Annotated in this window: 21 protein-coding genes, 3 tRNA genes and 2 pseudogenes; all 26 read left to right on the top strand. The window is 29.7% G+C overall.

What is annotated here, in order from left to right; translation table 11 throughout:
* Window positions 1-99: 99 nt before the first annotated feature.
* The 26 genes and pseudogenes from LEQ07_RS13695 to LEQ07_RS13570 all read left to right on the top strand — a co-directional run bounded on the left by LEQ07_RS13695 (window position 100) and on the right by LEQ07_RS13570 (window position 20,877).
* Window positions 100-234, top strand: coding sequence for a hypothetical protein (locus tag LEQ07_RS13695; protein WP_263331113.1), 135 nt, complete (start codon window positions 100-102; stop codon window positions 232-234).
* Window positions 235-242: 8 nt separating this feature from the next.
* The gene (locus LEQ07_RS13690; RefSeq protein ID WP_263331112.1) at window positions 243-758 is read left to right on the top strand and encodes a CPBP family intramembrane glutamic endopeptidase; all 516 of its coding nucleotides are present in this window, start codon (window positions 243-245) and stop codon (window positions 756-758) included.
* Window positions 759-846: 88 nt separating this feature from the next.
* Window positions 847-920 (top strand) — tRNA-Cys (locus LEQ07_RS13685).
* A 9-nt stretch (window positions 921-929) separates the two neighbouring features.
* Window positions 930-1,005, top strand: a tRNA-Asn gene (locus LEQ07_RS13680).
* 4 nt (window positions 1,006-1,009) lie between these two features.
* Window positions 1,010-1,084, top strand: a tRNA-Thr gene (locus LEQ07_RS13675).
* Between the two features lie 119 nt (window positions 1,085-1,203).
* Entirely contained in the window at window positions 1,204-1,365 is a 162-nt protein-coding gene (locus tag LEQ07_RS13670; RefSeq protein WP_263331111.1) for a hypothetical protein, read from the top strand.
* A gap of 32 nt (window positions 1,366-1,397) precedes the next feature.
* Window positions 1,398-2,147 (top strand): annotated as a pseudogene (locus LEQ07_RS13665) (alpha/beta hydrolase); the annotation flags it as partial.
* Window positions 2,148-2,337: 190 nt separating this feature from the next.
* Window positions 2,338-2,799 (top strand): ribosome maturation factor RimP, encoded by a 462-nt coding sequence (gene rimP, locus LEQ07_RS13660; protein WP_046821892.1) that lies wholly within the window; start codon window positions 2,338-2,340, stop codon window positions 2,797-2,799.
* Window positions 2,800-2,835: 36 nt separating this feature from the next.
* Window positions 2,836-3,909, top strand: coding sequence for a transcription termination factor NusA (gene nusA, locus LEQ07_RS13655; protein ID WP_046821891.1), 1,074 nt, complete (start codon window positions 2,836-2,838; stop codon window positions 3,907-3,909).
* Window positions 3,910-3,964: 55 nt separating this feature from the next.
* Window positions 3,965-4,201, top strand: coding sequence for an RNase P modulator RnpM (rnpM, locus tag LEQ07_RS13650; protein WP_263331121.1), 237 nt, complete (start codon window positions 3,965-3,967; stop codon window positions 4,199-4,201).
* Window positions 4,194-4,514 (top strand): L7Ae/L30e/S12e/Gadd45 family ribosomal protein, encoded by a 321-nt coding sequence (locus LEQ07_RS13645; RefSeq protein WP_152650756.1) that lies wholly within the window; start codon window positions 4,194-4,196, stop codon window positions 4,512-4,514. The genes rnpM and LEQ07_RS13645 overlap by 8 nt, the downstream gene beginning before the upstream one ends.
* A 14-nt stretch (window positions 4,515-4,528) precedes the next feature.
* The gene (infB, locus tag LEQ07_RS13640; protein ID WP_084821904.1) at window positions 4,529-6,469 is read left to right on the top strand and encodes a translation initiation factor IF-2; all 1,941 of its coding nucleotides are present in this window, start codon (window positions 4,529-4,531) and stop codon (window positions 6,467-6,469) included.
* A gap of 21 nt (window positions 6,470-6,490) precedes the next feature.
* Complete coding sequence (gene rbfA / locus LEQ07_RS13635; protein WP_263331110.1) at window positions 6,491-6,883, top strand: 30S ribosome-binding factor RbfA; 393 nt, start codon at window positions 6,491-6,493, stop codon at window positions 6,881-6,883.
* Window positions 6,883-7,863, top strand: a complete 981-nt coding sequence (locus tag LEQ07_RS13630) for a DHH family phosphoesterase (protein ID WP_046821887.1) — start codon at window positions 6,883-6,885, stop codon at window positions 7,861-7,863. The genes rbfA and LEQ07_RS13630 overlap by 1 nt, the downstream gene beginning before the upstream one ends.
* An 11-nt stretch (window positions 7,864-7,874) precedes the next feature.
* Window positions 7,875-8,780, top strand: coding sequence for a tRNA pseudouridine(55) synthase TruB (gene truB / locus LEQ07_RS13625; RefSeq protein ID WP_046821886.1), 906 nt, complete (start codon window positions 7,875-7,877; stop codon window positions 8,778-8,780).
* Window positions 8,781-8,804: 24 nt separating this feature from the next.
* Entirely contained in the window at window positions 8,805-9,728 is a 924-nt protein-coding gene (locus LEQ07_RS13620) for a bifunctional riboflavin kinase/FAD synthetase (RefSeq protein WP_263331109.1), read from the top strand.
* A 106-nt stretch (window positions 9,729-9,834) separates the two neighbouring features.
* The gene (gene rpsO, locus LEQ07_RS13615) at window positions 9,835-10,089 is read left to right on the top strand and encodes a 30S ribosomal protein S15 (protein WP_021428907.1); all 255 of its coding nucleotides are present in this window, start codon (window positions 9,835-9,837) and stop codon (window positions 10,087-10,089) included.
* A gap of 176 nt (window positions 10,090-10,265) precedes the next feature.
* Entirely contained in the window at window positions 10,266-11,099 is an 834-nt protein-coding gene (locus LEQ07_RS13610) for a DegV family protein (protein ID WP_046821884.1), read from the top strand.
* A gap of 190 nt (window positions 11,100-11,289) precedes the next feature.
* Window positions 11,290-13,427 (top strand): annotated as a pseudogene (locus LEQ07_RS13605) (polyribonucleotide nucleotidyltransferase).
* 327 nt (window positions 13,428-13,754) lie between these two features.
* A complete protein-coding gene (locus LEQ07_RS13600) occupies window positions 13,755-14,258 on the top strand; it encodes a polysaccharide deacetylase family protein (RefSeq protein WP_263331108.1) in 504 nt (167 codons plus the stop codon).
* A gap of 110 nt (window positions 14,259-14,368) precedes the next feature.
* Window positions 14,369-14,497: a hypothetical protein gene (locus LEQ07_RS13595; RefSeq protein ID WP_263331107.1), complete on the top strand. Its 129-nt coding sequence runs from the start codon at window positions 14,369-14,371 to the stop codon at window positions 14,495-14,497.
* A 119-nt stretch (window positions 14,498-14,616) separates the two neighbouring features.
* Complete coding sequence (locus LEQ07_RS13590; RefSeq protein WP_046821881.1) at window positions 14,617-15,861, top strand: M16 family metallopeptidase; 1,245 nt, start codon at window positions 14,617-14,619, stop codon at window positions 15,859-15,861.
* A 66-nt stretch (window positions 15,862-15,927) separates the two neighbouring features.
* A complete protein-coding gene (locus tag LEQ07_RS13585; RefSeq protein ID WP_021428747.1) occupies window positions 15,928-16,173 on the top strand; it encodes a YlmC/YmxH family sporulation protein in 246 nt (81 codons plus the stop codon).
* A gap of 9 nt (window positions 16,174-16,182) precedes the next feature.
* Window positions 16,183-17,394 carry an aspartate kinase gene (dapG, locus tag LEQ07_RS13580; RefSeq protein ID WP_263331106.1) on the top strand — a complete coding sequence of 404 codons (1,212 nt, stop codon included), beginning with the start codon at window positions 16,183-16,185 and terminating at the stop codon, window positions 17,392-17,394.
* A gap of 356 nt (window positions 17,395-17,750) precedes the next feature.
* Window positions 17,751-18,389 (top strand): ClpP family protease, encoded by a 639-nt coding sequence (locus LEQ07_RS13575; protein WP_332843188.1) that lies wholly within the window; start codon window positions 17,751-17,753, stop codon window positions 18,387-18,389.
* A gap of 136 nt (window positions 18,390-18,525) precedes the next feature.
* A complete protein-coding gene (locus LEQ07_RS13570; protein WP_263331105.1) occupies window positions 18,526-20,877 on the top strand; it encodes a DNA translocase FtsK in 2,352 nt (783 codons plus the stop codon).
* Window positions 20,878-20,879: the final 2 nt, after the last annotated feature.

Genomic DNA, 20,879 nt, shown 5'->3' with positions numbered 1-20,879 from the left:
AGGATTATAACTTATAGAAACTTGAGAGTTATAATCCTATTTGTACATATTAGGACTTTAAGTATATAATTAAAATGAATATAAAAAGGGGGAATTATTATGGATATAAACTTAATCTCGTTGATTATAGGGATTTGTGATGTTTTAATAATTTTAATTTGCTTAAAAATATCGAAAAAATATTTCCGGGGAAAAATAAGGAATTTAATGAAAGTAAAAGTAGGTTTTTACTAAAAAAAAATATGGTGAGTTGTATATGCATGATTTTAGGATTTGTTTTAGTAAAAAGTGTTATAATATCAAATTGGATTTTATATTTACATATAGTTCCATCAAAAAATATTTTTAATACATATATGCAAAATGCTACTATCATAAATACGATAGTAATTAGTATTCAAGTTATTATAATAGGACCTATAATTGAAGAATTAATCTTTAGAAAAATTTTACTTGGAAAGTTATTAGAAAAATTTAGCAATAAACCTATAAAAGCTATAGTATATTCAGCTTTGATATTTGGAATTGTTCACTTAAATATTATACAAGGTGTAGCTGCATTTGGAGGCGGAATAATATTAGGTTTAATTTATTATTACACTAAGTCTATTAAAGCAACTATATTTGCCCATATATTAAATAATTTTTTAATTATAATACCAAATCCAATAGGGTTATGGATGAATGTAATATATTTAATAGTAGGATTTTATCTAATTAAAAAAGGAAATGATAAACTGAAATTATGTACATATTAAGTGTCGAAAAAATCGAAGAAAAAGTGAAAAATTAATAAAAAGGTTAACAAAATTAAAAAACATAATATAATAATACTGTAAGAAATGAGGCGACATAGCCAAGTGGTAAGGCAGTGGACTGCAACTCCTTGATCCCCAGTTCGAATCTGGGTGTCGCCTCCAAAATAAAATGGGAATATAGCTCAGTTGGTAGAGCAATTGACTGTTAATCAATGGGTCACAGGTTCGAGTCCTGTTATTCCCGCCAATATGCTAGTGTGGCTCAACGGTAGAGCAGCTGACTTGTAATCAGCAGGTTGTAGGTTCGATTCCTATCACTAGCTCCAATTAATAGACAAGCTAATAATAGCTTGTTTTTTAATTTTTTGGAATTAAAAGATAGAAAAGAATTTAATTTTAATATATACTAAGTATTAGTACCAAGTGATAAAAATGGGAGGAATTAATGAAAAAGTCAGTTTTAGCAGTGTTTTTAATCAGTTTAGTTTTATTAATAGGATCTTGCGTAGTAGGGTATTTAGTGTATGATGGATCTGTTGGATCAAGTCAAAAAATAAAAAATGAAGATATAGTAGAAGTTTTTCACATAGAGAAGGTAAGCCTTTAGATAAGTTAAAAAAATATAAGTATGAAGATGTTTTTATAAACTCACCTGAAAATGGATATAAAATAGAAGGAAAGTTTATAAAGTCTAATGTAAATACTGATAAAAGCATAATATTAGTTCATGGAATTGAAAGTAATTATTATGAATATCTAGAAAAAGCATATGAATATTTAGAATATGGGTATAATGTAATGCTATATAACCAAAGGCATACAGGACATACTGGTGGAAATGATTATACATTTGGACTTTATGAAAGATATGATTTAGAAAATGTAGCAAGGTTTGTGAAACAAAAATATCCAAATGGGCTATTAGGGGCTCATGGACATTCAATGGGTGCTGCAACTGTTGTTATGCATTCAGAAATTAATGAAAAAAATAAGTATGTAGATTTTTATATAGCAGATTCTCCTTATCATGAGATGCAAGATGCTATAAGGTTAGGAGTAGAAGATAAAAATATACCACTATTACCTGTTGTGTATGCTAAATTTATGGGAAATATATATACAAAAGTTAAATCTGGATTTAGCTATGAAGATGTAAAGCCATATAAAGCGGTTCAGCATATTACAACTCCTATGTTTTTAATACATGGGAAAGAGGATAAGGTATGTTCTCCAAATAGTAGCAAAATAATTTATGATAATATACCTCATAACAAGAAAGAGTTATGGCTAATAGATGGAGTTCAACATGTTAATGGATATGATATATTAGGAAAAGAATATTTTGATAGGATATATAAATTTATTAATAATAAAGTTCAAAAAAACTAAATTTAAAACTATAAAAAATAGGATAAAACATTGAATAATACTAGAAAATTTGCAAATAAAACAATGTATGGTATTATAGTATATAAAATAGTATAAAATGTAAAAACTAAGAGTGAGACGGAAAGTTCTCACTCTTTTATTTATAGTACTTATAGGCTATAAAATAACAACTGAATAGGAGGTAAGTCGAATGAAAAAAAGTACAGAAGCAATGATAGAAGAATTAGTACTTCCAATAACTAATGAACATAACATCGAACTTGTTGATGTTGAATATGTTAAAGAAGCGGGCGAATATTACTTAAGAATATTTATAGATAAAGATGGGGGGGTATCTTTAAACGACTGTGAAGTTGTAACTAGAGCTATAAACCCTATATTAGATGAAAAAGATCCAATAAAAGAAAACTACTTCTTAGAAGTATCTTCACCAGGACTTGATAGACCATTAAAAAAAGAAAAGGACTTCGTCAGATATGCTGGTAGAGATGTAGAGGTTAAATTATATAAACCTACAAATGGATTAAAACATTTTGAAGCTGAATTAGTTGAACTAGCTGAAAATAAAGTCGTTAAATTAATAGTAGACGGTGAAGAGATGGAATTTGATAAAAAAGATATAGCACTTATAAGACTTGCTGTAAAATTCTAATTAAAACTTAATATCGAAAAATAGGAGGATAAAAAAATGAACCACGAGTTTGTAGAAGCATTAGATGAATTAGAAAAAGATAGAGGAATAGATAAAGAAATACTTATAGATACTATAGAACAAGCACTATTAACAGCTTATAAAAAGAACTTTGGATCAGCTCAAAATGTTAGAGTATATTTTGATAGAGAAAAAGGAGATGTAAAAGTTTACTCTCAAAGAGTAGTTGTTGACTCAGAAGATATATATGATACTTTCTTAGAAATTGAAATAGATGAGGCTAGACAAATAAGTCCTAACTATGAAATTGGTGATATAATAGAAAATGAGATAACTACTACAGAATTTGGAAGAATAGCAGCTCAAACTGCAAAGCAAGTAGTTGTTCAAAGAATAAGAGAAGCTGAAAGAGATATCGTGTATAATGAGTTTATAGACAAACAAGATGAAATAGTTACTGGAGAGGTTGCTAGAGTAAATAAAAACATAGTGCATGTGAATCTTGGAAGAATAGAAGCTATAATGACTCAAGCAGAGCAAATACCAGGAGAACATTATCAAGCAGGACAAAAAATAAAGGTTTATATATTAGAAGTGAAGAAAACTAATAAGGGACCTCAAATCAGTGTTTCAAGAAGTCACCCAGGTTTAGTTAAGAGACTATTTGAAATGGAAGTTCCAGAAATATTTGAAGGAACTGTTCAAGTTAAAAGCATTGCAAGAGAAGCTGGATCTAGAACTAAGATGGCAGTTAGCTCAGTAGATGAAAATATAGATCCAATAGGAGCATGTGTTGGACCAAAAGGATCAAGAGTTAAAAATATAGTTGATGAACTAGGTGACGAAAAAATAGATATAATCAAGTACAGTGAAAACCCAGTTGAATTTATATCAGCAGCTCTAAGCCCATCAAAAGTTATGTCTGTAGATGTAAATGAAGAAGAGAAGAGTGCTTTAGTTATAGTTCCGGATTATCAATTATCACTAGCTATAGGTAAAGAAGGTCAAAATGCTAGACTTGCAGCTAAGTTAACTAACTGGAAAATCGATATAAAAAGCGAAACTCAAGCAGCTAAAGAAGCAGCAAATCAAGATGAACTAGATGCTTAGATATAAGGAGTGATACATTTGCAAAAGGTAAAAAAAAGTTCCTCAAAGAAAGTGTATAGCTTGTCAAGATAGAGACAATAAAAAAGAGTTAATAAGAATTGTTAAGAACAAAGAAGGACAGATATTTTTAGATAAAACAGGAAAAGCAAACGGTAGAGGTGCATATATTTGTAACTGTAGTGAATGTTTAAAAAAGGCTATTAAAAGCAATGCCCTAAGTAGAGCTTTTAAAATGGAAATTCCTGAAGAAGTATATGAATCACTAATTAAGGAGATTGAAGATGATGAATAATAATGAAGCAAAAATTTATTCTTTTCTAGGTCTCGCACAGCGTGCAGGTAAATTAGTATCCGGTGATGATTCAACTATGCTTGACATTAAAAAAAATAGGGTGAAATTAGTTATAGTAGCAGATGATGCTTCGAATAACACGAAAAAGTTATTTAAAGATAAAACATCTTTTAGAAATATAAACTGTGTTACATATTCAACTAAATTGCAATTAGGATTAGCTATTGGAAAAGCGCCTAGAGCAGTTGTTGGAATTAAGGACGCAAGTTTTGCAAATAAGGTTTTAGAACTTATTGAAAATACAAAAATATAATAGGGGGTGGTCTTGTGTCAACAAGAGTATACCAATTAGCAGAAAATTTAGGAATGACTAGTGAAGAACTTATAGCTAAACTAGGAGAATTAGATATAAACGTAAATGATAAGAATGATGAATTAAGTCAAGATGATGCAGAAATGGCTATGGAATTATTAAATGAAGAGGTTAAAGGAAGTGGACTTCCAACAGTATCAGTGGAAGGTAGCTTAACTGTTCAAGAATTAGCAAATAGTTTAGAAAAACCAGCTACAGAAATAATAATGAAGCTTATGAAAATGGGAACTATGGCAACAATAAACCAAGAGTTAAATTTTGAAATAGCTTCTTTAGTAGCTAAAGATTATGGATTTGAATTAGTAGAAAAGGATACATCAGAACAAGAAGCAGCAGAAATAGATGCATTAATGGAAATAGAAGAAGATAAAGAAGAAGATTTAGTAAAAAGATCTCCTATAGTTACAGTTATGGGACATGTTGACCATGGTAAAACATCTTTATTAGATGCTATAAGATCAACAAGTGTAACAAACAAAGAAGCAGGTGGAATAACTCAACATATAGGGGCATCTGAAGTTAATATAAATGGAGAAAAAATAGTATTCTTAGATACACCAGGACATGAGGCTTTCACATCTATGAGAGCTAGAGGAGCACAAGTAACAGATATGGCTATATTAGTTGTTGCAGCAGATGATGGTATAATGCCTCAAACAATAGAAGCTATAAACCATGCTAAAGCAGCAGAAGTACCAATAATAGTTGCTATAAACAAAATAGATAAACCAGATGCTAATACAGATAGAGTTAAACAAGAATTAGCAGATCAAGGTCTATTAGTTGAAGACTGGGGTGGGGATGTTATATCAGTTCCTGTATCAGCTAGACAACAAACTAATATAGACACATTACTTGAAATGATATTACTAGTTGCAGAGATGGAAGAATTAAAAGCTAATCCAAATAAAAGAGCAGTAGGAACAGTTATAGAAGCTCAACTTGATAAAGGAAGAGGACCTGTTGCAACTGTACTTGTTCAAGGAGGAACTTTAAAAGTTGGAGATCCTATAGTTGCAGGTACTGCTTGTGGAAAAGTTAGAGCGATGATAAACGATAAAGGTAGAAGAGTTAAAGTTGCTGGACCAGCTACTGCAGTTGAAATATTAGGATTATCAGAAGTTCCTCAAGGTGGAGATCAATTCGTTGCAGTTGCTACTGAAAAAATAGCAAGAAATGTAGCTGAAAAGAGACAACATATAGCAAGAGAAGAAATGCTAAAATCTAATCAAAGAATAAGTCTTGATGAATTCTTTAGCCAAATGTCAGATGCTGAAGTTAAAGAGTTAAACGTAGTTGTTAAAGCTGACGTTCAAGGATCTGTTCAAGCTGTTAAGCAATCATTAGAAAAATTATCTACAGAAGAAGTTGCTGTTAGAGTTATACACTGTGGTGTTGGAGCAATAACTGAGTCTGATGTTATGCTAGCTAGAGCATCTAATGCTATAATAATAGGATTTAGCGTAAGACCAGTAGCTACAGCTGAAGTAATGGCTAAAAAAGAAGAAGTAGATATAAGAACATACACAATAATATACAAGGCTATAGAAGACGTACAAGCTGCTATGACAGGTATGTTAGATCCTGAGTATGTAGATGAAGAAACAGGTAAAGCAGAAGTAAGAAATACATTTAAAATATCTGGAGTTGGTACAGTAGCAGGATCTTATGTATTAAGCGGTAAGATATTTAGAAATGGTAAAGTGAGAATTGTTAGAGATGGAATAATAATCCATGAAGGTGAAATAGCAGCATTAAAGAGATTTAAAGATGATGCAAAAGAAGTAAATCATGGATATGAGTGTGGTATAACATTTACTAACTTCAATGATATAAAAGAAGGCGACATAGTAGAAGCTTATATAACTAAAGAAGTAGAAAGAAAACTAAAATAGTAAGTAAAAGAGGTCGATATTATGGCATCATATAGCAGAACGCAAAGAATAGGCGAAGAAATAAGAAAAGTTATAAGTACAATGCTTATAAGCGGAATAAAAGACTATAGAATAAATTCTCTTATAAGTGTTACAGATGTTGAGGTAACTAGTGACTTAAGTTATGCCTATGTATATGTAAGTATACTAGGTGGAAATAAAGAATCAAGCATGGCAGGGCTAAAGAGTGCTTGTGGATATATAAGAAAAGAAGTAGGAAAAAATGTAAAACTTAGACATACTCCAGAAATTATCTTTAAGATTGATGATTCTATTGAAAAGGGAATGTATATGGAAAATCTTATAAAGAAAGTAAATGAAGATAATAGCAAAAACAAAAAAGATTTTCAGATGATTCTCAAGGAGAGTAATTAATGAAAAAAAATGTGAAAAATATTATAAATGCTATACAAGAGGGTAACAATTTTATTGTTACCTCTCATTATAGCCCAGATGGGGACAACATAGGATCGACATTATCTATGTACTACGTTTTAAAAAAATTAGGAAAAAATGTATTATATGTACTTGATGATAGTATACCTGTTAATTTAAGATTTTTAGTTGGAAATGTAAACATACTAAAATCAGAAGAAACAGATGTTAATTTAAGTGATTATACTTTAATATCTCTTGATTGTGGAGACATTAATAGAATTTGTGTAAGTGACAAAATAAAAACATCTGTTAATAAATTAATATGCATAGATCATCATGCAAGTAATGATAATTTCGGAGATTTAAATTATATAAATCCAAATGAATCATCTACATGTGAATTAGTCTATAATTTACTTAAAGAGTATTCTGATACTATTAATGATCAATTGATAGATGAGAATATAGCTACATATCTGTATACAGGACTTTTAACTGATACAGGTAATTTTTCTTACTCAAATACTAATCCAAGTAGTTATCTAATGGCATATGATCTAGTTACTATAGGAGCTAAAAAGGATCTTATAATTCAAAAAATATTCCAAAGTAATCCATATAATTATTATAAATTACTAGGAGAAGCATTGGATACATTAGATATTGTAGATGGTAAAATAGCTAGTATGATGCTAACTACAGATATGCTAAATAGAAATGATATTTCATTTAATGATGCAGATGGAGTTACATCATATACTAGAGATATAGATGGAGTAGAAGTAGGGCTTTTATTCAAAGAAAAAGCAGAGAATGAAATTAAAGTAAGTTTTAGATCTAAAAACTACGTGAATGTTAGTTTGATTGCACAGAAATTTGGAGGAGGAGGCCACGTTAGAGCCTCAGGATGTACTATAAAAGACAATATAGAAAATGCAAAAAAAATGGTGATTGACGAAGTCTTAAAACATATTTAAGGATGATTGATATGAACAAAATAGTAAATATACTAAAACCTACGGGAATGACATCTCATGACGTCGTAGGTAGGGTTAGAAAAATATTAAATATAAAAAAAGTTGGTCACACAGGTACCCTTGATCCAGATGCATCAGGGGTACTACCTATATGTATAGGAAAAGCTACAAAGGTTAGTGAACTTATTCTTAATAAGGATAAGTCATACATCTGTGAACTGACTTTAGGAATAACTACAGATACTTATGATTCATCAGGTGAAATTGTAGAAAGATCTGAAGTTAAAGATATAAATATTGAAAAACTTGAAAAAGCATTTGATACTCAAAGGGGAGAAATTAAACAACTTCCTCCTATGTATTCTGCTTTAAAAGTAAATGGAAAAAGAATGTGTGATTTAGTTAGAGCTGGAAGAGCTGAAGAGATTACTCTTAAATATAGAGACGTTAACATAAAGGAGCTTAATATATTATCATTTAGAGATAATAAAGTTATGTTTTATGTTAAATGTTCTAAAGGAACTTATGTAAGAAGTATATGCTACGATATAGGGAAAGAGTTAGGTTGTGGTGGTCATATGTCATTTTTACTTAGAACTTCATCAGGAAAATTTAATATAGACAATGCTATAACTTTAGAACAATTAGAAGAACTTCATAAAGAAAATATATTAGAAGAGCATTTATATGATATAGATTATGTTCTATCAAACTTTAGTAGTATACATATAAATCCGCTTGCAGTTAAGTCATATGTAAATGGAGCTATAGTTTACAATAAAGGTTTTTTAAAAGGTGATTTTAAAGAAACGGATGAATTTGTAAGAGTATATAGTGAAGGAAAGTTTTTAGGAGTAGGTAAATTCTTAAAAGTTGATGGGACATTATGCTTAAAAAGTGATAAACTATTTATATAGAATATAAGTAGTGGGGAATTTATTATGACTATTATAAAATCATTAGATGAAGTAATAAATGTTGAAAATACTGTTGTGACTATTGGGAATTTTGATGGTATTCATAAAGGCCATATAAAGCTTATTAAAGAAGCTGTAAAAGAATCAAAGATGAAGAATTATAAAAGTGTAGTATTTACATTTGAAAATCACCCTATGAGGTATTTTAGAGCTGATTCTATAAAGCATATTATTACAAATGAAGAAAAAATTAAGATATTTAAAGGTCTAGGGGTGGACATAGTTTTTATGATTCCATTTGATGAATATATGACAAAAATATCTGCAACTGATTTTGTAAAGACTATTTTACATGAAAAACTAAAATGTAAAATGGTTATAGTTGGACATGATTTCACTTTTGCAAGAAATAAAGAAGGAAATGCCAGCTTGCTTGAAAGCCTTGGAGAAAATTATAATATGAAGGTTAAAGTAATAGAACCGATAAAAATAAAAGGTAGAAGAGTCAGTAGTAGCTACATAAGAAATCTTATAAATGATGGTAATGTCAGTGAAATTAAAGATTTTTTAGGGAGAAATTATTTTTTAGAAGGCGAAGTTATACATGCCAGAAAAATTGGAAGAACAATTGGATTTCCAACTGCTAACCTGAAGGCTGAAGATAAGTTGATTGTACCTAAAAATGGCATATATGCAGTGAAAGTATATATTAAAAATAAGGTTTACTATGGAGCGACGAACATAGGGTATAATCCAACTGTAAATGGAAAATCATTATCCATAGAAACAAATATAATTGACTTTGATGAAGAAATATATGGGGAGATAATAAAAGTTGAATTTTTGGATAGGATACGAGATGAAAAAAAGTTTAACTCTTTAGATGAATTGAAATCCCAATTGAGAAAAGATGTGAATTTTGTATGCAAAAAGTATGTTTACAAATAGATATGCTTTATGGTAAAATAAAGTTCGTGAACCATTACTCAGCATTCGAATACTCCAATCAATGCTTAGTAATTGGGGATTAAAAAAATAATGGAGGTATTAACAAATGAACAAAACTGAAATAATAAAAGAATTCGGAAGAACTGAAGGAGATACTGGTTCTCCAGAAGTACAAATAGCTTTATTAACAGCTAGAATAAATGAATTAAACGGTCACTTAAAGACTCATAAAAAAGACCACCACTCAAGAAGAGGTCTTTTAAAGATGGTTGGTAAGAGAAGAAACTTATTAGCTTACTTAAAAGAGAAAGACTTAGAAGGATACAGAGCTTTAATAGCTAAATTAGGATTAAGAAAATAATTAGATTATTTAGATAAAGAAAGAAGGTTAAAGCCTTCTTTTTTTGTTTAGGTACTTTAATAAAGTTAAGTTTCAAATATAGACAAAAAAATTACAAATTGTCTAAAATTAGTTTAAAATATATAAAGGAATAGTATAATTTATATAGAAATTTTTCTTTTAGGAGGGGATTTACTATGAAAATAAAATTAATATGCGATAGTTTATGTGATATTCCTATGGAGTTAGCAGAAAAATATGAAATAGAAATAATTCCATTAACTATAATTATAGAAGACAATGAATTTAAAGATGGTATAGATATGACAAATGAAGAGTTTTATAATACTATGAGAAAAATACATACCGTACCAAAAACATCTCAAGCGACATATATGCAATTTAAAGAGGTATTTGATAAATATAAGGATGAATATTCAATAATTTGTATAAATGGATCATCAAAATCTTCTGGAACGTATCAAAGTGCCATGATGGCTAAAAATGATACAGAAGGAGAAATACATATATTTGACACATTAAATCTATCCCTAGGAAGCGGACAGTTTGTTATAAAGGCTTGTGAGCTTATAGATCAAAATATGGATGCTAAGAGCATAATAAATGAATTAGAGGCATTAAGAGAAAGTGTGAACCTATTTTTTGTGCCGGATAGCTTAGAATATCTAAAAAGAAGTGGAAGAGTTTCTGTAACTACAGCTGCAATAGGTAACATGTTAAGTCTTAAACCTGTATTTTCAATGAAAGATGGAAATATAGCGTTAGTTACAAAGGTAAGAGGAAAAAAGCATGTAGTACATACACTAATAGACTTATTAAAATCTCAATATGACAATTTTGAAGATAAAAATGTAATGATCGGGTGCGGAGCTAATGTAGGGGACTTTGAAGTGCTACAAAAAGAAGTAGAAGAAAGTTTAAAAGTTAAAAAACTTTACTTTACTAGAGGAGGAGCTTGTATTTGCTCACATACAGGACCGGATATAATTGCTATTAGTTGTTCAAATTAAATGTATTAAATTTTAGATAATAAGCAAATAATAGATAAAAATAGATATTTGCTAATTACGTTTTGTATCTCTAAATTATATCGATGAAAGCTAGTAATTTACTTTTATGTTGTTAAATTATAGTATTTTTGATAAGATAGTACATAGGATACTAAACGCGGTTTTTAATAAAGAGGAGGTACAAGCATTAATGTTTGAACATAAAGTTTTTAAAATGGATTTTGCAGGAAGAGAGCTTTCTGTTGAAATAGGAAAAATTGCCGAACTAGCTAGTGGAAGTGCCATACTTCAATATGGTGAGACTATGGTTATGGTCAATACTTCAAAGTCAGCGCAACCAAGAGATGGAATAGATTTCTTCCCTTTAAGTGTTGATTATGAAGAAAAATTATATTCAGTAGGAAAAATACCTGGAGGATTCTTAAAAAGAGAAGGAAAACCTTCAGAGAAAGCTATACTTACATCAAGACTTATAGATAGACCTATAAGACCTTTATTCCCAAAAGGATTTAGAAATGATGTACAAGTAGTAGCAACAGTTTTATCAGTTGATCAAGACTGTACACCTGATATAGTAGCAATGATAGGTTCATCTATAGCATTATCTATATCTGATATACCATTAATGGACCTACAGGATCTGTATCAGTAGGATTAGTAGATGGTGCATTTGTTATAAATCCAACTGCTGAGCAAAGAGAAAAGAGTTCTCTACACCTTGTAGTATCAGGAACGAAAGATGCTATAATGATGGTTGAAGCAGGTGCAGAAGAAATACCAGATGAATTAATGTTAGAAGCTATATTATTTGCTCATGAAGAAATTAAAAAAGTTGTTGAGTTTATAGAGACTATAGTTGCTGAAGTCGGAAAAGAAAAAATAGAAGTTACTCTTTTTGAAATAAATGCAGACGTAGAAAAAGCTGTTCGTGAATTTGCTACAGATAAAATGAAAGAAGCGGTTAAAACTGTAGAAAAGCTTGAAAGAATGGAAAAAATGGATGCAGTAAAAGAAGCTACTTTTGAAAACTTTGAAGATATAGTAGAAGAATTTGGTCAAGATATAGAAGAAACACTACATGCTATAATAAAAGAGCAAGTAAGAAAGCTTATAGTACATGAAAATGTAAGACCAGATAATAGAAAACCAGATGAAATAAGACCTATATGGTGTGATAATGGATTTATACCAAGAGCTCATGGATCTGGATTATTTACAAGAGGACAAACTCAAGTAATGTCTATAGCAACTTTAGGAGCTTTAGGGGATGTTCAAATACTTGATGGACTTGATGAAGAAGAAAGTAAAAGATATATGCATCATTATAACTTCCCAGCATACAGTGTTGGAGAAGCTAGACCTTCAAGAGGTCCAGGTAGAAGAGAGATAGGACATGGAGCATTAGCTGAAAGAGCATTACTTCCTGTTATACCTTCTAAAGAAGATTTTCCATATGCAATAAGAGTTGTTTCTGAAGTTTTAAGTTCTAATGGATCAACATCTCAAGGTAGTGTATGTGGATCAACATTATCTCTTTTAGATGCAGGTGTGCCATTAAAAGATATGGTAGCGGGTATAGCTATGGGACTTATAAAACATGATGATAAAGTTGCGGTACTTTCAGATATACAAGGTATGGAAGATCACTTAGGAGACATGGACTTTAAAGTTGCAGGTACTGAGCACGGTATAACTGCTATACAAATGGATATAAAAATAGCTGGTATAGATGAAGAAGTTTTAAGAACTGCCTTAAAGCAAGCTAAAGTAGGTAGAATTCATATATTAAATGAAATGAGAAAAACTATAGCTGCTCCTAAACCAGAGCTTTCTAAATATGCACCTAAGATAGTAACAATGAACATAAATCCAGATAAGATAAGAGACGTTATAGGACCTGGTGGAAAAATAATAACTAAGATTATAGATGAAACTGGAGTTAAAATAGATATAGAACAAACTGGAGAAGTATTTATAAGTGGAATAGATGCTGAAATGATAGCCAAAGCTCAAGAACTTATAAATAATATAGTTGCAGAAGCTGAAGTAGGTGAAACTTACACAGGTAAAGTAACAAGAATAATGAATTTCGGAGCATTCGTTGAAGTACTTCCAGGAAAAGAAGGATTACTTCATATATCTCATATAGCTCATGAAAGAGTAAATAAGGTTGAGGATGTTTTAAATATAGGTGATGAAGTAACAGTTAAGGTAACTGAAATCGATGAAAAAGGTAGAGTTAACTTATCTAGAAAAGCACTTTTACCAAAACCAGAGAAAAAAGAAGTTAAAGAAGTTAAAGAAGTAAAAGAAAATAAAGAAAAATAAATTATAGTTTGAACAAGTAGATAACTGTAATTATAAAAAAGAGATGCCTTAAATTTAAGGGATCTTCTTTTGTTTGGTTTTTTCTCAAAACTAGCGAAGTTTAAAAGTTATTTGTTGACGAAACACTTACAAGCGTAGCTTGTCGTGTGAAGGAAATATATAGCTTTTAATCGAGCTCCCCAACAATAAGCATTTTTTGCAATGATAAAAGCAATTTAAGTTATAGGGAAGTTTAAATATATAATATATAATAAAAATGCATAAAAGGGAAACTGTCCTAATACAATTTAATGAATAAATAAATTGTACATATTGGGAGGAACTTTTATGATAATGATGGTGCTTAATAAAAAAAAGCTAAAAAAAATTTTCATAATAGCATTAGTTATAATATTAGCAATTATAGGCGTTGCATTTATGACAAAAGATAAAGCTAAGCCTACATTTAACATGTTTTATAGAGCTGGTGAGCCATATTACAGTGGAACAAAAGAAAAAAGTGGATACGTTGCAATAAGTTGCAACGTAGACCTTGGTTGGGAAACTGAATACTTAGAGAAAATTTTAAAGGTATTAGATGAAAAAAAGGCGAAAATAACTTTTGCTGTAACAGGAAGATGGGCAGAAGAAAATCCTGACCTTTTATTAGAAATTCAAAAAAAGGGACATGAAATTGCAAATCACGGATACAAACATCTAGACTATGGAACTTTAGACTATGATAAAAATTATGAACAAATAAAGACGTCAAAAGAAATAATTGAAAATATAACAAAAACAGAAACTAAGTTTTTCAAGCTCCAGGAGGGTCATTTAATAAAGATACAGTAAAAGCATGTAACGATTTAGGTTATATACCTTATAAATGGGATATAGACACAATAGATTGGAAAAATAGACAAGAACCTGAAGTTATTATACAAAGGGTTAAATCTAAAGATATGAAAGATTCTAGCATAATACTTATGCATCCTACATATGCAAGTGCAGAAGGAATTGATGATATAATAAAAATCATAGAAGAAAAGGAATTAAAGCCAGGTAAACTTAGTGATGTATTTAATTTATAAAATTATTTTGATATTGAATAATTGACTTTACTAACTTATAATTTAAAAGACATTGATTAAGGCAAACAACTTATATGATTATCATAAATATTTTAATGCACAAAAATTGGAGGATGAGTATGTATAAAACACACACATTGAGTAATGGACTAACAATAATAGGGGAAGAGATACCTTATCTAAAATCTATAACATTAGGTGTTTGGGTAAATGCAGGGTCTAGAATAGAAAATGAAGAGTTGGGTGGTATATCGCATTTTATAGAACATATGCTTTTTAAAGGTACTAAAAATAGAACTTCTAAGGAAATCGCAAGCACTATAGATAACTTAGGAGGTCAAATAAATGCTTTTACGAGTAAGGAATGTACTTGTTATTATGTAAAATTATTAGATGAACATATAGACATTGGAATTGATATATTAAGTGATATGTTTTTAAATCCTTTATTTGATGAAAAGGATATAGAAAAGGAAAGACAAGTTATAATAGAAGAATTAAAAATGTATGAAGATTCTCCTGAGGATTTAGTATACGATCTTCTTATGGAAGGAATATACAAAACTGATGCCTTAGGTATGAATATAATTGGGACAGAAGAATCCTTATATAATATGAATAGAGATACTATAAAAGATTATTTTGATAAGTATTATGTAGCAAGTAACTCTGTAATATCTATAAGTGGAAACTTTAAATTTGAAGAAATGGTAAAGTTAATAGAATCAAAGTTTAAAGACTTACCAATGGGAAATGTAGATATCGAAATAACTCAACCTGAGTTTCATCAGTGTTTTATAGCTAGAAATAAAGATATAGAACAAGTTAACTTAGCAATAAGCTTAAAAGCTGTTCCGTTAGAATGTAGAGAAGATGCTTATGCATTATCTATAGTAAATAATATTTTCGGAGGAAGTATCAGTTCTAGATTATTTCAAAATATAAGGGAAAATAAAGGACTAGTATATTCAATATACTCTGCGCCTAGCCTTTATAGAAAAAGCGGAGAACTTGGAATTTATGCTAGTATGAGTAACGAAAATCTAAAAAAAGTATATAATTTAGTATTAGAAGAAATTGACAACCTAAGACAGAACCATCTTACAGATAAAGAGATAAAAGAAAGTAAGGAACAGTTAAAAGGAAGTTATATTCTTGGATTAGAGAGTACTAGCAGTAGAATGATGTCAATTGGTAAAGCAATGGTATTAACAAAAAAGGTGAAAAATCCTAATGATATTATAGAAAGTATAAATAATATTGACAAGGCTAGAATAGACTTAATTATAGACAAGGTATTTAATAGAGAAAATATTGGAGTCTGTATTGTAGGAAGAGATGTAGAGGGTATAACTTTAGACTAACTAGACTAGACATATAATCAAGGTTATCTATATTGGATACATATTAGTTTATATGGGGGGATACTTATGAATTTATCTGAAGTAGCAGGTAAAGAAATTGTAAACTTAGTTACAGGCGAAAGATTAGGAGTTGTTGGAGAGTGCGACCTTATAATTGAAGACACTACAGGAAAAATACTAGCTTTATTAATCCCTAGGGAAAGAGGATTTTTAGGATTTAGAAAAGATAAATCGGTACTAGAAGTACCATGGAGAAATGTGAAAAAAATTGGTAATGACATGATTATAATAGAATACGAAGGAGTTTACTAGGAGGATAATATGACGATAGTAGTTCAAAAATTTGGTGGGACATCTGTGGAATCTTATGAAAAAATGCAACAAGTTTGCAATATAATAAAAAACTACAAAGAAAAAGGATTAGACTTAGTAGTAGTAGTTTCTGCTATGGGAAGAAAAGGAGCTCCATATGCAACTGATACATTGATAAATCTGTGTAAAAATGTAAATGAAAATTCTTCTAAAAGAGAATTAGATTTAATAATGTCTTGTGGAGAGATAATATCAGGAACTATGCTTACTAATATGCTAAAAGGAAATGGGATAGATGCAGTATTTTTAACTGGTAGTCAAGCTGGTATATATACAGATGGGAAATTTTCTGATTCAAGAATATTAGATATAAAACCAGAAAGAATATATAAAGAATTAGATGAAGGTAAAGTTGTTATTGTAGCCGGGTTCCAAGGAACTACAGAAAGTGGAGAAGTAACAACTCTTGGTAGGGGCGGAAGCGATACATCTGCTGTTGCTATAGGTAAAGCTTTAGAATGTGAAACTGTTGAAATTTATACAGATGTTGATGGAATCATGACGGCAGACCCTAGAGTAGAACCTGAAGCTAAAGTTTTAGATTATATAAACTATGAAGAAGTTTTTCAAATGGCAGATAAAGGTGCAAAAGTAATTCATCCAAGAGCTGTTGAAATAGCAAAAAGTGGATCGATAGCTTTAAATATAAAAAACACTTTAAACCCATCTCATCCAGGTACTAGAATAAGCGGGATGAGTCCTAAGTTTGAAGTAAATAAAGAAGCGAAATCTTTGCATACTATGACTGCAGTAGCTCATAAAAATGGAATTGCTCAAATAAAAGTTAAATCTAAAGAAGATATATTTACAGAAATAATGAATGAAATTGAATCAAATGAAATTAGCTTAGATATGATAAACTTCTTTGTTGAAGAGAAAGCTTTTGTAATAGACCATGAAAAGTTAAAAATATTAAAAGATATACTTAATAATCATGATCTTGAGTATACGGTTAAAGAAAATTGTGCGAAAGTAACTCTTATAGGTACGAAAATGACAGGTATTCCTGGGGTTATGGCAAAGATTGTAAGAGCTTTATCTAAATCTAAAATAAACTTATTACAAACATCGGACTCAAACATGACTATATCTTGTTTAGTTGAAGAAAAAGATATGAAATCAGCTGTTCATGCTATACATGATGAATTTAAATTAAATTAATAATATCCTCCTTTTTTGGTTAACTTATATGTAAAGTTAAACAAATAAGGAGGATTTTTTTTATGTCTAATAAAAAAACAAAAATAAACAGCCAAATACTAAATTAGAATTTGCAGAGGAATTAAATTTACCAGCTAACTCTAGACCTAGAAAAAGTGGCTCAGTAGCTCAAAATACATCAAGACCTATAAGTAAACATCCAAAAGAAAAGTAGGTAAAAATAAGTCTTAGAAGGAGGCTACATATGAATCTTTTCAATGATGAAAAAATAAAAAATACAGCTAAAGTCAGAAGAAGTTGATGATAGAGAAGAAAGTGAAGACATCCAAAATATAAAACAAATGGGTGTTCCTAATATGCCTAACCAAAACATAAAGGACATACAATGTATAACTATAATTGGTGAAATTGAAGGTCATTTTGCAGGAAACCCACAAAAAAAATCTACAAAATATGAGCATATAATACCTATGTTATTTGAAATAGAGGAAAATCAAAATATAAAAGGGGTATTAGTAATTTTAAACACTGTTGGAGGAGATGTTGAAGCTGGACTTGCTATGGCAGAACTTATGAATAGTGTATCTAAAAAAGTAGTAACATTAGTATTAGGAGGTAGTCATAGTATAGGAGTTCCACTTGCAACTGCAGGTGATTATTCATTTATAGCTCCAACTGCAACTATGATTGTTCACCCTATAAGAACAAATGGACTTGTTATTGGAGTTAATGAAACATTTGAATACTTTAAAAAAATGCAAGAGCGTATAACTAGATTTATAATTAGAACTTCAGATATAGAAAGAGAAGAATTAGAAAAACTTATGCATTCAAAAGAGGAATTAGTAAGTGATGTAGGTAGTGTTTTAATAGGTAAAGAGGCAGTTGATTGTGGTCTTATTGATGAAGTCGGTGGATTAAAAGAGGCAATGGCTAAATTAAGAGAATTAATTAATGAAGATGATAATGATAGTAACAACAATGTAATTAAATAAAATTTGTTTAAATAACATAAAATATGATATAATTAAAAGATATAAAAGTGTTAGTGTTTAAATACATTAGCACTTTTTGCTATGATTTTGGAATTTATTAATTCTTGTATAAATTTATTTTTAAGAGGTGAGATTGATGGCTAAGAAGAAATCTAAAAAGAAAAAAAAGATAGAATCAAGTTTTTCAGCTGAGTACAATAACCTTATAACTATATTTATTGGTATATTTTTATTATATAGTTTAAACTCTAGTTCAATGGGGTTATTAGGTACGGTTATTCAAAATATATTTAAAGGATTATTTGGAGGATTAGCAGTAGCAATTCCGTTTATAATCATTATTAGTGGTATCTTAGGATTTTTCGAGAAGAATGAATATATATACAGAATTAAAAATGCTAAAATATACTATTTAGGTGTATTTTTTATATTCATATTCTACGGACTTTTAAATGCGAAAAATTTACCTATAGATAGTCCGACTAATTCGTATGTAATTAAAGAAGTAAGTAAAGCTGCGGTTCAAGGTGAAGGATGTGGGCTTATAGCTACATTTATCACATATTATGTTACAAAGATTTTAGGTGTAACAGGAGCATGGCTAATAAGTATATTTGCATTATTAATAACAGGTCTATTTACTTTTAATATATCTTTAAAAGACTTAATTTATACTATAAAAGCAAAAGCTAAAAATAGTAAAGATAGTAATCTTACTTTTAAAGAAAAAGCTAAAGGTTTAAAAAATGCTGTGGTTAACATGGTAACTGAAGAAGTTGATGAAAATACTATGGTAACAAAGAATGACTTAAAAAATAAGTCAAATAAATCTAAGGATAAAGAAAAAAGTATTGAAGAATACGACAGCGATAAAACAATAAAAATTGTTGGGTTTAATAAAGCTGAAGATGATTACTTAGAAATATTAGAGGGCACTCAAAGTATGCCTGAATTAGAAGTTTTAAAAGAATTACAAAAGGCTAAACCTACGAAAAAAACAGAGGTTACAAGTGCAAAAGAAAGCAATATAGAAAGTACACAGCCTATTGATATTAAAACAAATTCTAAATATGAAAATTATACAAAACCTAGTATTGAGCTATTAAATAAAATAGATTCAAAGACTGATGACAAAAGCAAGAAAAAAGTTTTAAAAAATGCCTCATTATTAGAAAAAACTCTATCTGACTTTGGAGTTGAAGCGAAAGTAAATCAAGTTACTGTTGGACCTACTATAACTAGATATGAAATTCAACCAAGTCCAGGTGTTAAAGTTAGTAAAATTGTTAACTTAACAGATGATATAGCCCTTAGCTTAGCGGCAAAAAGTATAAGAATAGAAGCTCCTATACCAGGTAAAAGTGCTATTGGGATAGAGGTTCCAAATGAAGAAGCTCAAATGGTAACTTTAAGAGAAGTTCTTGAAAGTGAAGAATTTAATAATTTTAAATCGCCATTAGCTATGGGACTTGGAAAAGATATAGCTGGTAAACCTATAATAACTGATATTGGGAAAATGCCTCATTTACTTATAGCAGGATCTACAGGTTCTGGTAAAAGTGTGTGTGTAAATACTTTAATAAACAGTATTTTATATAAAGCAAACCCAGATGAAGTTAAATTTTTACTTATAGATCCAAAAGTTGTTGAACTTGCAAATTACAATGGAATACCACATTTATTAATACCAGTTGTAACAGATCCTAAAAAAGCTGCTAATGCTTTAAACTGGGCAGTTACTGAAATGAATAGAAGATACAAATTATTTGCAGAATCAAGTGTAAAAGACATAACAAGTTACAATGAAAAAAGTGAAGAAAAACTTCCAAAAATAGTAATAATAATAGACGAGCTTGCAGACCTTATGATGGTTAGTGCTAGTGATGTTGAAGATTATATATGTAGATTAGCACAGATGGCAAGAGCTGCAGGAATGCATTTAATAGTTGCTACACAAAGACCTTCAGTAGATGTTATAACTGGAGTTATAAAAGCTAATATTCCATCTAGAATTGCGTTTGCAGTTTCATCTCAAACGGACTCTAGAACTATACTCGATATGGGTGGAGCAGAAAAACTTTTAGGAAAAGGTGATATGTTATTCTATCCTTTAGGAGCAGCTAAACCAGTTAGATTACAAGGTGCGTTTATATCAGAATCGGAATCAGAAAGAGTAGTAGATTATGTAAAGAGTCAAGTTAATGAAGAAGTTAAATATGAAGAATGCATAGTAGATAGTATAGCTAAGATATCTAAAGAACAAGATAGTGATGCTGATGAACTTTTAGGAGATGCAATAGAATTTGTAGTTGAAAGTGGGCAAGCTTCAGCTTCTATGCTTCAAAGAAAATTTAAAATTGGATTTAATAGAGCGGCAAGACTTATAGATTCTATGGAAGAGAGATCTATAGTTGGTCAAAGTGAAGGAAGTAAACCTAGAAAGGTTTTAGTAAGCAAACAAGACTTAGAAAATTTAGAGGGTGAATAAAT

The sequence above is a fragment of the Paraclostridium sp. AKS73 genome (genome assembly GCF_025671395.1).
GTDB classification, from domain to species: Bacteria; Bacillota; Clostridia; order Peptostreptococcales; family Peptostreptococcaceae; genus Paraclostridium; species Paraclostridium benzoelyticum.
The sequence above is the reverse complement of the archived record's forward strand: the minus strand, read 5'-3'. Positions and strand labels throughout refer to the sequence as shown.

Bases quoted from the DNA above. Each gene is read 5' to 3' on its own strand.
- LEQ07_RS13695 (WP_263331113.1), top strand. From the start codon at position 100: ATGGATATAAACTTAATCTCGTTGATTATAGGGATTTGTGATGTTTTA.
- LEQ07_RS13690 (WP_263331112.1), top strand. From the start codon at position 243: ATGGTGAGTTGTATATGCATGATTTTAGGATTTGTTTTAGTAAAAAGT.
- LEQ07_RS13670 (WP_263331111.1), top strand. From the start codon at position 1,204: ATGAAAAAGTCAGTTTTAGCAGTGTTTTTAATCAGTTTAGTTTTATTA.
- rimP (WP_046821892.1), top strand. From the start codon at position 2,338: ATGAAAAAAAGTACAGAAGCAATGATAGAAGAATTAGTACTTCCAATA.
- nusA (WP_046821891.1), top strand. From the start codon at position 2,836: ATGAACCACGAGTTTGTAGAAGCATTAGATGAATTAGAAAAAGATAGA.
- LEQ07_RS13645 (WP_152650756.1), top strand. From the start codon at position 4,194: ATGAATAATAATGAAGCAAAAATTTATTCTTTTCTAGGTCTCGCACAG.
- rbfA (WP_263331110.1), top strand. From the start codon at position 6,491: ATGGCATCATATAGCAGAACGCAAAGAATAGGCGAAGAAATAAGAAAA.
- LEQ07_RS13630 (WP_046821887.1), top strand. From the start codon at position 6,883: ATGAAAAAAAATGTGAAAAATATTATAAATGCTATACAAGAGGGTAAC.
- truB (WP_046821886.1), top strand. From the start codon at position 7,875: ATGAACAAAATAGTAAATATACTAAAACCTACGGGAATGACATCTCAT.
- LEQ07_RS13620 (WP_263331109.1), top strand. From the start codon at position 8,805: ATGACTATTATAAAATCATTAGATGAAGTAATAAATGTTGAAAATACT.
- rpsO (WP_021428907.1), top strand. From the start codon at position 9,835: ATGAACAAAACTGAAATAATAAAAGAATTCGGAAGAACTGAAGGAGAT.
- LEQ07_RS13610 (WP_046821884.1), top strand. From the start codon at position 10,266: ATGAAAATAAAATTAATATGCGATAGTTTATGTGATATTCCTATGGAG.
- LEQ07_RS13600 (WP_263331108.1), top strand. From the start codon at position 13,755: ATGATAATGATGGTGCTTAATAAAAAAAAGCTAAAAAAAATTTTCATA.
- LEQ07_RS13595 (WP_263331107.1), top strand. From the start codon at position 14,369: ATGAAAGATTCTAGCATAATACTTATGCATCCTACATATGCAAGTGCA.
- LEQ07_RS13590 (WP_046821881.1), top strand. From the start codon at position 14,617: ATGTATAAAACACACACATTGAGTAATGGACTAACAATAATAGGGGAA.
- LEQ07_RS13585 (WP_021428747.1), top strand. From the start codon at position 15,928: ATGAATTTATCTGAAGTAGCAGGTAAAGAAATTGTAAACTTAGTTACA.
- dapG (WP_263331106.1), top strand. From the start codon at position 16,183: ATGACGATAGTAGTTCAAAAATTTGGTGGGACATCTGTGGAATCTTAT.
- LEQ07_RS13575 (WP_332843188.1), top strand. From the start codon at position 17,751: ATGCCTAACCAAAACATAAAGGACATACAATGTATAACTATAATTGGT.
- LEQ07_RS13570 (WP_263331105.1), top strand. From the start codon at position 18,526: ATGGCTAAGAAGAAATCTAAAAAGAAAAAAAAGATAGAATCAAGTTTT.